Source organism: Veillonella atypica KON, assembly GCF_002959915.1.
GTDB classification, from domain to species: Bacteria; Bacillota; Negativicutes; order Veillonellales; family Veillonellaceae; genus Veillonella; species Veillonella atypica.
In genome coordinates, this window is sequence record NZ_PPDE01000003.1 from 212168 (window position 1) to 225845 (window position 13678).

General features: G+C 39.7%; 7 protein-coding genes. 6 read left to right on the forward strand and 1 reads right to left on the reverse strand.

The features are described 5' to 3' along the window. Positions 1 to 89: 89 nt before the first annotated feature. Complete coding sequence (locus VAHSUH02_RS01955) at positions 90 to 1736, reverse strand: ArnT family glycosyltransferase (protein ID WP_038148732.1); 1647 nt, start codon at positions 1734 to 1736, stop codon at positions 90 to 92. A 211-nt stretch (positions 1737 to 1947) separates the two neighbouring features. On the opposite strand from VAHSUH02_RS01955, the gene VAHSUH02_RS01960 reads away from it, so the two are divergent. From VAHSUH02_RS01960 to rpsG, 6 genes are all read left to right on the forward strand, one after another. Beyond that, on the forward strand, positions 1948 to 3363 hold the full coding sequence (locus tag VAHSUH02_RS01960) for an aspartate ammonia-lyase (protein WP_005379846.1): 1416 nt from the start codon (positions 1948 to 1950) through the stop codon (positions 3361 to 3363). 336 nt (positions 3364 to 3699) lie between these two features. Then, positions 3700 to 7848 (forward strand): DNA-directed RNA polymerase subunit beta, encoded by a 4149-nt coding sequence (rpoB, locus tag VAHSUH02_RS01965; protein WP_105112035.1) that lies wholly within the window; start codon positions 3700 to 3702, stop codon positions 7846 to 7848. 29 nt (positions 7849 to 7877) lie between these two features. Next, positions 7878 to 12083 carry a DNA-directed RNA polymerase subunit beta' gene (gene rpoC, locus VAHSUH02_RS01970; protein ID WP_005381686.1) on the forward strand — a complete coding sequence of 1402 codons (4206 nt, stop codon included), beginning with the start codon at positions 7878 to 7880 and terminating at the stop codon, positions 12081 to 12083. Between the two features lie 363 nt (positions 12084 to 12446). Continuing rightward, positions 12447 to 12692: a ribosomal L7Ae/L30e/S12e/Gadd45 family protein gene (locus VAHSUH02_RS01975; RefSeq protein ID WP_005377124.1), complete on the forward strand. Its 246-nt coding sequence runs from the start codon at positions 12447 to 12449 to the stop codon at positions 12690 to 12692. A gap of 76 nt (positions 12693 to 12768) precedes the next feature. Next, on the forward strand, positions 12769 to 13143 hold the full coding sequence (gene rpsL, locus VAHSUH02_RS01980) for a 30S ribosomal protein S12 (RefSeq protein WP_004693554.1): 375 nt from the start codon (positions 12769 to 12771) through the stop codon (positions 13141 to 13143). A 52-nt stretch (positions 13144 to 13195) separates the two neighbouring features. Next, entirely contained in the window at positions 13196 to 13666 is a 471-nt protein-coding gene (rpsG, locus tag VAHSUH02_RS01985; protein WP_004693556.1) for a 30S ribosomal protein S7, read from the forward strand. The last annotated feature ends 12 nt before the right edge of the window (positions 13667 to 13678 follow it).

The following is a 13678-nucleotide window of genomic DNA, read 5'->3' on the forward strand; positions in this document are numbered from 1 at the left end:
TTAGGTACGCCTTTTTTGCGTTCTGATTACTGTGAAACGACTCTGTATAAACTTGATATTAAAAAGCGTGCCCCGAAGGACACGCTCTATTAAAATGAAATATTATCTTGTACTTTATATATGGTAGCTCCATTAGTTTTGCCCAATGGTTTTGTAATGACAGCTGCAGGTGAACTTTCAAAGTCTTTTATATTCCGATTAGGTACGATAACAATAGCATTTGATTCGTTTGGAAGTTGATCTAAAAACTCATCTTTGGTAATGGTAGGCATAATGTTTCTGGCCTTAGCCCAGCGTTCGTCATCAGTCTTATTTAAATATACTTGTGTTGGTATATGTTTTGTATAATACACGACTGAAGTATAATATCCACCATATACGAAAACAGGTTGATTCGTATTTTCTATATAAGATGTAAACTGAATACCAGATTGACTCGTTAATATGGGCGTCACAGAAATGGTAGTGGCCGAATATAGGGCTAGTATCGGAAGTAAAAATAGCAATGTGAGTTGTGAATATGTTCGTATGTAATGTCTAGCTATTTTAAAAATCAGAGCGCCTATGCTAACTATAATCATATATTCTAATATATAGTCGCTAGCACTGACGGCTACGCCAATACCTAGAATGCATGTATATATGCCAAATGGTAGTGTCACTAAAGAAGTACAATATTTAGATAGATTAGGGTTAAACAGTAAATTGACAATTGCATCACTACCCCATATGATACAAGGAATAATTGCAGGTAGTGTATAGGTTAAATACTTGGTTGCTACAATAGAATAAAATAGTATTATAATAACAAACCATATACCGCCAAGTAGGTTGAATGATTCCTTCCAGTTCAGTTTCCGCAATTGATATATAACCACTGGTGTCCATGGCAATAAAGCAAGGGGCGTAATTATTAGATAGTAGTACCACACGTCGAATTTAGGGTGTTCGGATACGAGGGCACGACCTACATTTTGTAGACCAAGAAATCCACTAATAAAATCTTGGCCGTGAATAGAATACATTGCTATGTACCATGGACTAGCAATGGCGAAAAATAATACAATACCTAGCGGTGTAAACGCAATCTTTAAATTTCTTAGTAAACTTACCTCATCCTTATTGGTTTTAATATATTTTTGAAGGACCATAAACACTAATAATATGAGTCCTGGTAATAGTAATCCGATGGGTCCTTTTGTTAAGACTGCAAAGGCAGCTGCAATATAGGCTTTCATCATCGACGACTTATCATTGTTTGTAAAAGCTAGGTAAGCATAACCAAATATGGCAAGACTAAAGAAAAATAAAAAGCCATCTGTTATAACCGCATGTGATATATACCAAAATTGTAAGGTGCTCATCAAGAGGATGGCACTGGTTACTGCGACTGGGACGGACTGTTTGATACGGTATACCATGTGATACATGAGTGATACACTGGCCCCTGCAATTAATGTGTTGGGGATGCGTGATACAAAATCTGATATGCCGAACAATTTATAGCAAATCATAAGTGCCCAATATGTTAATGGTGGTTTATCATACCATACATGGTCGTAAATCATAGGTGAAATCCATGAATTGTGAGTTAACATGGTTATGGCACTTAATACATAGTTAGATTCTACTGGATCGGTAATCGGTATATAGGCATTATAAAAACCATAGCTTATGACTGTAATTAAAAACAGCGCTATGATTCGTGTTCGATGACTTATGTTAATTTTAAACACTCCTTTATGTTAATAGTATATGCTTATATTTTACTATACTTTGCAATGTTCAGATATGTCATGAGAGAAATTATATAGAATATTGTTTTTATGGAATACCTTAAATGACTTTTGTGTATACAAAATACATGTTATAATAAATTCAAAAGAAAGACCATTTTATACAATGTAATTTGAATGATATACACATTCAGTGGAAAGAAGGATAGCAATGAGAAAAGAACATGATTTCCTAGGTGAATTAGAAGTAGCTGATGAGTTATATTATGGTGTACAAACGATTCGTGCGTTAGAAAACTTTCACATTACAGGAAAACATTTAGACCAAGATTTTATTAAAGCTTTAGCAATGGTAAAAAAAGCCTCCGCTTTGGCCAATATGAAAACAGGTCGCCTCAATGTATCTATTGGTAAAGCCATTGTTCAAGCCGCAGATGAAGTCATCGCCGGCGAATTCGCAGATCAATTTCCAGTCGACCCAATTCAAGGTGGTGCAGGTACTTCTGTGAATATGAACATGAATGAAGTATTAGCAAACCGCGCTTGTGAAATTTTGGGTCATCCAAAAGGATCCTATGATATTGTAAGTCCTAATAACCATTGTAATATGGCGCAATCTACCAATGATGCATTTCCAACGGCTATTAAGGTTTGTGCGATTTTGAAATCTAAACCTTTGCTTGAAGCGTTGCAACGCCTTGTGGATGAACTTGAGAAAAAGGCTGATGAGTATAGCGAAATTTTAAAAATGGGGCGCACTCATTTACAAGATGCGGTGCCTATTACATTAGGTCAAGAAATGGGTGCTTATGCATCAGGTGTTCGCCGTGGTATTAGACGTATTAAATCTGCTGTTGAAGGAGCACATGTTATCAATATGGGGGCTACTGCCGTTGGTACAGGCCTTAATGCAGAACCAAATTACATTCATGACGTAGCATACGAACTTAGCGAAGTCGTAGGCGAACCATTCTATACTGCAGATAACTTGATTGATGCTACGAACAACACGGATATCTTTGCTGATATCTCTAGTGGTTTGAAGGTTACGGCTCTTGTATTGATTAAAATGGCCAACGATTTCCGTTTGATGGCATCTGGCCCTCGTTGTGGTATCGGGGAATTGAAATTACCTGCTCGTCAACCTGGTTCTTCCATTATGCCTGGTAAGGTGAACCCAGTTATCGCCGAAGTATTGAATCAAGTATGTTATCAAGTTATCGGTAACGATCTTACCATTTCTTTGGCTGTAGAAAATGGTCAATTTGAATTGAACGTAATGGAACCTGTATTGGCTTACAATTTGTTCAATAATCTTTGCTACCTTAAAAATGGTGTTAACACATTCGTTGATAAATTGCTTATCGATCTTGAAGTAGACCGTGAACAATGCGAATACTGGTTGAACCGTTCTGTTGGTATCGTAACTGCATTGTTGCCTCACCTTGGTTATGAAACCGCTTCTGCACTTGCAAAAGAAGCCTACACATCTGGTCGTGCTATTCGCGATATTATCCTAGAAAAAGGTTTATTGACCGAAGATGAAATCAATCATATTCTTTCTCCTAAAGAAATGACACGCCCTGGTATTGCCGCTGCTGATTTGTTAAAACACAAAGGAAATTAATTTTTATTAATGAACTTTGTCATATAATGTGAATAATACGTGAAAATGTGAAAGCTGTCAGCCTTTTGGTTGACAGCTTTTTTATATGATGATAGAATTATAAATTGCAAAAGTAGCATTTTCTACTTTTCCATGTAGAAGCTATAACTTACGTATTAAGGGTTTTCTTCCAAGGTTGTGCTTGGATAATGAACAGAGCAAGGTTATTTTTTAAATAAAAAAGGGCCTTGCTTATTTGGCGTTATTAAAGCAGGAAAACTGAGACCTGTAAGATGTCTTTTCTATGCCGTTATAGAAATATGGTGGACCAGTGTATTTGAAGGAGGGAAAGCACATATGTTCAAACCTGAACAGGTAGGCAAACGGACTCGTTATACATATGCAAAAATTAACGAAGTTATTAAGATGCCGCATTTGTTGGACATTCAGCGTAAATCGTACGAATGGTTCTTGGAGAGCGGTTTACAAAATATTTTCAACGATATTTCTCCGATTAAAGACAATTCAGGTAATTTAGTACTTTCTTTTGAAGGTTTTAGCTTAGGTGAGCCTAAGTATGATATTAATGAGTGCAAAAATCGTGATGCTACATACGCAGCACCACTTCGTGTAAATATCCGTTTAGTTAATAATGATCCTGAAAATATGGACATTAAAGAACAAGAAGTATTTATGGGTGATTTCCCATTGATGACGGATACAGGCACTTTCATTATCAATGGTGCAGAACGTGTTATCGTATCTCAATTAGTACGCTCCCCTGGCGTTTACTATGGTAAAGAAATCGATACCATGGGTAACCGTTTGTATGAATCCACAGTTATCCCAAATCGCGGTGCTTGGATTGAATTAGAAACAGATGCTAGCGAAGTTGTAGCCGTTCGTATCGACCGTAACCGTAAATTACCAGCTACTGTGCTTGTTCGTGCATTAGGTTGGGATACTAATGAAAGTATTCTTGATCTTTTCTGGAACGGTCAAACAGATGAAGATGGTTTGCCAGTATATGATGAACGCATTGTTCGTACATTGGAAAAAGATACAACTCAATCTGCTGATGAAGCATTGGTAGAAATCTATAAAAAATTACGTCCAGGTGAACCTCCTACTGTAGAATCTGCTCGTAATTTATTCGATAATTTATTCTTCGATGCTCGCCGTTATGATTTAGCGCGCGTAGGTCGTTATAAATTAAATAAAAAACTAGGATGGCGTCAACGTATGTTGGGTCAAACATTGGCACAACCAATTGTTGATACTGAAACAGGTGAAATCATCCTTGATGCAGGCGTACAAGTTGGGGAAGAACAACTTGATATCGTTGCTAAGAGCGGTGTATTTAGCGGCGAAGGTTTTGCTGAATTCTATATCACTAATTCAGATGGTGTAGTATCCAAAATCATTTGCAACAACTGCAACTTAGAATTTAACCATCGTACAGTTACAAGAGAAGATATGATTGCTAATATCTCTTACCTCTTGAACTTGATGGATGGTGCCGGTCATACAGATGATATCGACCATTTGGGTAACCGTCGTCTTCGTTGCGTAGGTGAATTGTTACAAAATCAATTCCGTATTGGTTTGACTCGTATGGAACGTGTTGTACGTGAACGCATGACAATTCAAGAAATTGAATCCATTACGCCTCAAGCGTTGATTAATATTCGTCCTGTTGTAGCAGCGATTAAAGAATTCTTTGGTTCTTCTCAGTTGTCTCAATTTATGGACCAAACAAACCCATTAGCAGAATTGACACATAAACGTCGTCTATCTGCCCTTGGACCTGGCGGTTTATCTCGTGAACGTGCAGGTTTCGAAGTTCGTGACGTGCATCACTCTCACTATGGCCGTATGTGTCCTATTGAAACACCAGAAGGTCCTAACATCGGTTTGATTAACTCCTTATCTAACTATGCGAAGGTTAATGAATTCGGTTTCATCGAGGCTCCATACCGTAAGGTTGAAAAAATTTACGGCGAAGGTGCTGACGCGGATAAGGTTGTAAAAGTACGCGTATCTGAAAGCGTTGCTTATATGACTGCCGATGAAGAAGAAGGCATGACAATTGCCCAAGCGAACTCCCCTCTTGATGCAGACGGTTGTTTTGCTAATGACCATGTAGCATGTCGTCGTGGTCATGACGTATTAGAAGTAACACCTGATAAGGTTGATTACATGGACGTTAGTCCAAAAGAAGTTGTATCCATCGGTACAGCTATGATTCCATTCCTTGAAAACGATGATGCGAACCGTGCCTTGATGGGTGCGAACATGCAACGTCAAGCGGTGCCTTTGCTCCGTGCTCAAGCACCTTTAGTTGGTACAGGTATGGAATATACAGCGGCTACTGACTCTGGCGTTTGCGTATTGGCACGCGAAGCTGGTAAAGTCGTACGTTGCTGGGGTAATGAAATCCACGTTCTTCGCGATAGCGATGGTCGTGTTGATACATACCGTTTGAATAAATTCCTTCGTTCTAACCAATCCACATGCTTTAACCAAAAACCAATCGTTAATCGTGGTGACCATGTTGTAAAAGGCCAAGTATTGGCTGATGGTCCTGCTACTGATGGTGGTGAATTGGCTCTTGGCTTTAATGTTCTTGTAGCGTTCATGCCTTGGGAAGGTTATAACTACGAAGATGCTATCTTGCTTAGTGAAGAACTTTGCAAAGAAGATATCTATACATCCATTCATATTGAAGAATACGAATGTGATGCGCGCGACACTAAACTAGGTGCCGAAGAAATCACTCGTGAATTGCCTAATACTGGTGATGATACACTTAAAAACCTAGATGAAGATGGTATCATTTGCATCGGTGCAGAAGTACATCCTGGTGATATCCTCGTAGGTAAAGCTACACCAAAAGGCGAAACTGAATTAACACCAGAAGAACGTTTGTTACGTGCTATTTTTGGTGATAAAGAACGCGAAGTTCGAGATACATCCCTCCGTGTGCCTCATGGTGAATGTGGTAAGGTTGTAGACGTTAAAGTGTTCACTCGTGAAAATGGTGATGAGTTACAACCAGGTGTAAACAAACTTGTTCGCGTTTACATCGCTCAAAAACGTAAAATCCACGAAGGCGATAAAATGGCCGGTCGTCATGGTAACAAAGGTGTCGTTTCTCGCGTAATGAGAAAAGAAGATATGCCATTCCTTCCAGATGGTACTCCAGTACAAATCGTATTGAACCCATTGGGCGTACCTTCTCGTATGAACATTGGTCAGGTTCTTGAAACTCACTTAGGCTGGGCTGTTCAAGGCTTGGGCATGAAAATTAAGGCTACAGATCTTCATATTCAAAATGTATTGAAAGAAGCGCGTACTGATGAATCCTATTGGGAACAAATCGATGCAATTCGCAAATTATATGCTGAAATTGAAGAGTTAGAAGCTAAAGCGAAAGAAGATGTAACAGTAGCTCATTTTGATATTGATGAAAAAATCATCGATTTGAAATCTCAAATCTTAGGTCACGTAGAAGAAGCTGCTCAAAAGAAATTGGCTGCACTTGGTGGCGAAGCTCGTTACAATGAATTGAAAGCATTAGAATCTAAATACAATGCACTTCACATGGAATATTTCGGCACTGAAGAAGAAGTGCCTGAAATGGATCCATCTCTTGTTGAAGAATTAGAACGCATCAACAAGGTACGTGCTACATTGAACCATATCGAAGAAGCTCGTGCTAAACGCGTTGAAATTCGCAAAGATTTGGAAAAATTAGGCTATGACTATGATACCTATGGTATGCCAAAACCGGATGTAGCTGGTATTCATATCGCTACACCTGTATTTGATGGTGCCCATGAAAAAGATGTATTCGAAACATTGGATATCGCTGGTCGCCCAGATGATGGTAAAACCATATTGTACGATGGCCGTACCGGTGAACCTATGGATAACCGTGTAACGGTTGGTTACGTATACATGTTGAAACTTCACCATTTGGTTGATGATAAAATTCATGCGCGCTCCACAGGTCCGTACTCCCTTGTTACACAACAACCATTGGGTGGTAAAGCTCAATTTGGTGGCCAACGTTTCGGGGAAATGGAAGTTTGGGCCCTTGAAGCATATGGCGCAGCCTATACTCTTCAAGAACTATTAACTGTTAAGTCTGACGACGTTGTTGGTCGTGTTAAAGCATACGAAAAAATCGTTAAAGGCGAAAATATTCCTGAACCAGGTGTGCCTGAGTCCTTCAAAGTATTGCTCAAAGAACTTCAAAGTATCGGTCTTGATGTAAAAATCTTGAACGAAGATCAAGAAGAAGTTGTTATGAAAGAACTTGATGACGAAGATGAAGTGGTAGAAACTGGTATTGAAGATGTTATGGACGGCGATGCTGTTGAAACAGATGAAGTAACAGTTGTAGACCCAGAAGCAGAGGAAGAAGTATCTAATGGTGGCGATGATGATATTCTTAGCCAATTAGCATATCCAATTAGTGAATCCTCTGCAGATGAAGACTGATACTGAATATTAGGAAGGGAGCGATAGTAGTGCTAGACGTAAATGAATTTGATTCCATGCGAATCGGTTTAGCCTCTCCAGAGCAAATTTTAGAATGGTCTCATGGGGAAGTTAAAAAACCAGAAACAATTAACTACCGTACGTTAAAGCCAGAACGTGATGGTCTATTTTGCGAACGCATTTTTGGACCAACAAAGGACTGGGAATGTCACTGCGGTAAATATAAACGCATCCGCCATAAAGGCGTTGTCTGCGATAAATGTGGCGTAGAAGTAACACGTGCTAAAGTGCGTCGTGAACGTATGGGCCATATCCAATTGGCTACACCTGTATCCCATATTTGGTACTTCAAGGGTATCCCATCTCGTATGGGCCTTATCCTTGATGTATCTCCACGTTCCTTGGAACGCGTATTGTATTTTGCTTCCTATATCGTAGTTGATCCTGCAGGTAGCCCATTGGCAAAACGCCAATTGTTATCTGAACAAGAATACCGTGAATACGAAGCTCAATTCAATGAAGAAGGATATACTATCGGTGGTAAATCCGTAGTTATTGAAACTGTGGCACAACGTAATGAACGTTTGGCTATCGTTCGTGAAGCACAACGTAAAGAACGTTATAATGCAGCACTTCGTGAAGATGCTACAATTCCAGAAGCTGATAAAGAATATGAAGAATTAACTCGTGAAGAACGTTACGAATTAGGTGCTACAGAAGAAATCTTATTCGTATGTATCGACATGGGTGCAGAAGCGGTAAAAGCATTATTATCTGAACTTGATTTAGAACAATTAAATGCTGAATTGCGCGAAGAGTTGAACACTGCAAGTGGTCAACGTAAAATCCGTGCCGTTCGCCGTCTTGAAGTAGTAGAAGCATTCCGTCAATCTGGCAATCGCCCAGAATGGATGATTATGGATGTCGTTCCTGTTATTCCACCTGAATTGCGCCCTATGGTTCAATTAGATGGTGGTCGCTTTGCTACATCTGACCTTAATGATTTGTATCGTCGTGTTATCAATCGTAACAACCGTTTGAAACGTTTGTTGGACTTAGGTGCTCCTGATATCATCGTGCGCAATGAAAAACGCATGTTGCAAGAAGCGGTTGATGCATTGATCGATAATGGTCGTCGTGGCCGTCCTGTTACTGGCCCTGGCAACCGCCCATTAAAATCCTTGTCCGATATGCTTAAAGGTAAACAAGGTCGTTTCCGTCAAAACTTGCTCGGTAAACGTGTTGACTACTCCGGTCGTTCCGTTATCGTAGTAGGTCCAGAACTTAAAATGCATCAATGTGGTTTGCCTAAAGAAATGGCATTGGAATTGTTCAAGCCATTCGTTATGAAACGCTTGGTAGAACGTGGACAAGCATCCAATATTAAGGCTGCTAAGCGCCAAGTAGAACGCGTAGGTCCTGGTGTATGGGAATCCTTGGAAGAGGTTATCAAAGAACATCCAGTTCTTTTGAACCGTGCCCCTACATTGCATAGACTTGGTATCCAAGCCTTCGAACCAATCCTTTGGGAAGGCCGTGCTATCAAATTGCATCCATTAGTATGTACAGCCTTTAATGCCGACTTTGACGGTGACCAAATGGCTTGTCATTTACCATTGTCCGTAGAAGCTCAATCCGAAGCTCGTACATTGATGCTATCCGTTCATAATATCTTATCAACAAAAGATGGTAAGCCAGTTGCTATTCCATCTCAAGATATGATTTTGGGTACTTATTACCTAACAGTTGTACGCGAAGATACTCGTGATAAAGCAAAAACATTTGCTACATATGACGAAGTAATGCTTGCTTACGATTCTCATGTTATCGGATTGCAAGATATTTTATACATTCGCTTGCCTGAACACGGTCGCGTAGAAACTACAGCTGGTCGTTTGATCTTTAACAACGCTTTGTTCCCAGAATTATGGCAATATGAACAAAAAGAAGACGGTACTTACACATTGGGTAAGGTTATGGATAAGAAGACGGTTGGTAAACTTGTAGATCAATGTTTCCAATTATTCGGCAATGAAAAAACTGCTGAACTCTTAGACAGAATTAAATCCCTTGGTTACTCCTTTGCACGTCGTGCAGGTATGACAGTAGCCATTGCGGATATTAAAGTACCAGAAGAAAAATTCGATTTACTTGATACCGCAGAACAAGAAGTAGAAAAAGTATCTCGTCTATATCGCCGTGGTCTTATTACAGAAGAAGAACGTTATCGTAAAACTATCCAATTGTGGACAAAAGCAACAGAAGATGTTACTGATGCCATGATGGATAATATGGCGCGCGATAAAGATGGCTTCAACCCTGTATATATGATGGCTATCTCCGGTGCCCGTGGTAACAAACAACAAATTCGTCAGCTTGCTGGTATGCGTGGTTTGATGGCTGACCCATCTGGTCGTATCATCGACTTGCCAATCAAGGCAAACTTTAAAGAAGGTTTGACTGTATTGGATTACTTTACCTCCTCTCATGGTGCTCGTAAAGGTTTGGCCGATACAGCACTTCGTACAGCTGACTCTGGTTATTTGACTCGTCGTCTTGTTGACGTATCTCAAGACGTTATCGTTCGTGAGGACGATTGTGACGTTGTAGGTATCGATCTCGTTCGTGAACGCGCTCGTTTGGCTACATCTCCACGTCAAGCTCTTGAAATGTTGAAAGACAAATTGATTGGCCGCGTTCTCGATAAAGATGTAGTAAATGCTGAAACAGGTGAATTGGCTGTTCCTGCAGAAACTATTCTTGATGAACAAAGCTTAGCAGATATCGCAGATGCTGGTGTAACAGCTATCTCCTTGCGCGGTGCACATTTGGGATCGGATAGCGATATTAACCATACTAATTTGGTACAAAAGATTCTTCTTGGTGAAAGCGACGATAGTATCCGTGCGACATTAAAAGAAACTATGATTCAAAATATGTTGAACAAGGATACTGTGAATGCTATCGTGGACAGCAATGGCGTAGAAATCTACCCTGCTGATACACGCCTTACAGAAGAAGGTATCGAAGCAATTCTAAACTCTGATGTAAAAGAGGTACAAGTACGCAATAATGAAATCAACGGTATTGAAGTAGAAGCTATCGTTGAAGGTACGGGTATTATTGAACCATTGAAAGACCGTATCGTAGGTCGTATTGCAGCTGAAGAATTAATCAATAAGGAAACTGGTGAAGTTATCGTTCCATTGAATGGTGAAATTACTGAAGAACTTGCTGATGAAGTTGTAAAACATTACGATGTTGTTAAAATCCGTTCCGTATTGACTTGTCGTAGCCCTTATGGCGTATGTCGTAAGTGCTATGGTCGTGACCTTGGTACAGGTGACCAAGTTCAAGTCGGTGAAGCAGTTGGTATCATTGCGGCTCAATCCATCGGTGAACCTGGTACACAATTGACAATGCGTACATTCCATACAGGCGGTGTCGCAGGTGACGATATCACACAAGGTTTGCCTCGTGTTGAAGAATTGTTCGAAGCTCGTAAACCAAAACGTAATGCAATCATTGCTGAAAATGAAGGTGTAGTACGTGTTGTACCTAACGAAGGTAAAAAAGGTACTAATACTATCTTTATTACAGGTGAAGATGGTATTGAACTCGATTACCTCATCCCTTATGGTTCCCGCATTATCGTTAAAGACGGTGATGTTGTATCCTTGGGCGCACGTTTGACAGAAGGTTCCATTAATCCTCATGACATCATGCGTGTAATGGGCACACAAGCAACACAACGTTACCTCGTATACGAAGTACAAAAAGTATATAAATCTCAAGGTGTAGAAATCAACGATAAACACATTGAAGTTATTGTTCGTCAAATGCTTCATAAGGTTAAAATCGAAACTGCTGGCGATGCAGATATGCTTCCTGGCGACATGATTGATATCAACACATTTGATGAAGAAAATCGTCGTTTAACATTGAATGGCCGTGAAAATGCTACTGGTAAACGTACATTGTTGGGTATTACTAAAGCTGCATTGGCTACAGATTCCTTCTTGTCTGCTGCATCATTCCAAGAAACTACACGTGTTCTTACAGATGCTGCTATTAAGGGCAAAATCGATCCATTATTGGGTCTTAAGGAAAATGTTATCATCGGTAAATTGATTCCTGCCGGTACTGGTATGAGCCGTTACCGTAAAATTGAAGTAGTTAAAAAGGCTCCTGAAATTTTGGAATTAACTGATGACGGTGAAATCATAGAAAAATAAGGTTTTATAGCTTATAGCTATGATTAGAAAATAAAAGAGATATTCCTAGATTGTTATATAATTTAGGGATATCTCTTTTTTTGTTATATCAATTTTGCATAACAAGACTGCGCCAATAGAATTGAATATGTATAAAGTGTATAAAAATAAGCGAAATTATCTATATTTGTATAAAAAAACGAGAATACTTAATGTAATTCTTATAAATGATACACACGGATAGGTGTACATATTAAATACAGTGAAATAGCGGTTTTGAGTGTTAAAAAACCTTTGACATGCGTTTGAGTAATTGATATACTTACATAGTGCTTAGAGGGCAAGTGCGCCCTGAGCATAGTTTCGTAAGGAGAAGATGTAACCATGGACATTGCCCATTTGGCATCGGCGAACAAGACAATAGGTGCTAAGCAAACGATTAAATCAATTGCAAAAGGCTCTGTTAAGTTTGTGTTTCTCGGCTGCGATAGCGATAGCTACGTAGTAGATCCTGTACGGATGGCTTGCGTGGAACATAATATACCGTTCGACGATAAGCATACGATGGATGACCTTGGTCGTGCGTGCCGCATTAAGGTGCGGGCTACAGCGGTAGGCATCCTACGTTAATCTCGGTAATATCCGATGTAACAATTTGTTATGACGGATCAATTATAAATCTCAAATTTGGAAAGGAGGTGCCCAAATGCCAACAATTAATCAGCTAGTACGCAAAGGTCGCATGAGCTTGACTAAAAAATCTACAGCTCCAGCGCTTCAAGAATCTCCACAAAAACGTGGTGTATGTACTCGTGTGTACACAGCTACTCCAAAGAAACCAAACTCCGCGCTTCGTAAAGTTGCCCGTGTACGTTTGACAAACGCTATTGAAGTAACTGCTTACATTCCAGGCATTGGTCACAATTTACAAGAACACAGTGTTGTACTTATCAGAGGCGGTCGTGTAAAAGACCTTCCAGGTGTGCGTTATCACATCGTTCGTGGTGCATTGGATACAGCTGGCGTACAAAATCGTATGCAAAGTCGTTCCAAATACGGCGCGAAAAAAGCTAAAAAATAATTTTAGCCATTAAACGAAATTAACACACATCATTATAAAGGAGGAATTGAACATGCCAAGAAAAGGCCCTGTTCCGAAACGTGATGTACTTCCAGATCCGGTGTACAACAGCAAATTAGTAACACGTTTCATTAACAAAGTTATGTACGATGGCAAAAAAGGCATTGCTGAAACTATCGTATATGATGCATTTGAAATTATTCGTTCCAAAATGGGTCAAGACCCAATGGAAGTTTTTGATCAAGCATTGAAAAATGTTATGCCTGTACTTGAAGTACGTGCTCGCCGTATCGGTGGTGCGAACTACCAAGTGCCAGTTGAAGTTCGTGCTGATCGCCGTCAAACCCTCGGTATTCGTTGGGTTGTAAACTACGCTCGTCTTCGTGGTGAACGCACTATGAAAGAACGCTTAGCAGGCGAATTGATGGACGCTTTCAACAATGCAGGCGCTGCAATCAAGAAAAAAGAAGATACTCATAAAATGGCAGAAGCTAATAAAGCATTTGCTCATTATCGTTGGTAATAAGAGGTGACA

What these genes read in the sequence shown, in the direction of transcription:
- rpsL (WP_004693554.1), top strand. Translation starts at nt 12,769, where the DNA reads ATGCCAACAATTAATCAGCTAGTACGCAAAGGTCGCATGAGCTTGACT.
- rpsG (WP_004693556.1), top strand. Translation starts at nt 13,196, where the DNA reads ATGCCAAGAAAAGGCCCTGTTCCGAAACGTGATGTACTTCCAGATCCG.
- rpoB (WP_105112035.1), top strand. Translation starts at nt 3,700, where the DNA reads ATGTTCAAACCTGAACAGGTAGGCAAACGGACTCGTTATACATATGCA.
- VAHSUH02_RS01975 (WP_005377124.1), top strand. Translation starts at nt 12,447, where the DNA reads ATGGACATTGCCCATTTGGCATCGGCGAACAAGACAATAGGTGCTAAG.
- VAHSUH02_RS01960 (WP_005379846.1), top strand. Translation starts at nt 1,948, where the DNA reads ATGAGAAAAGAACATGATTTCCTAGGTGAATTAGAAGTAGCTGATGAG.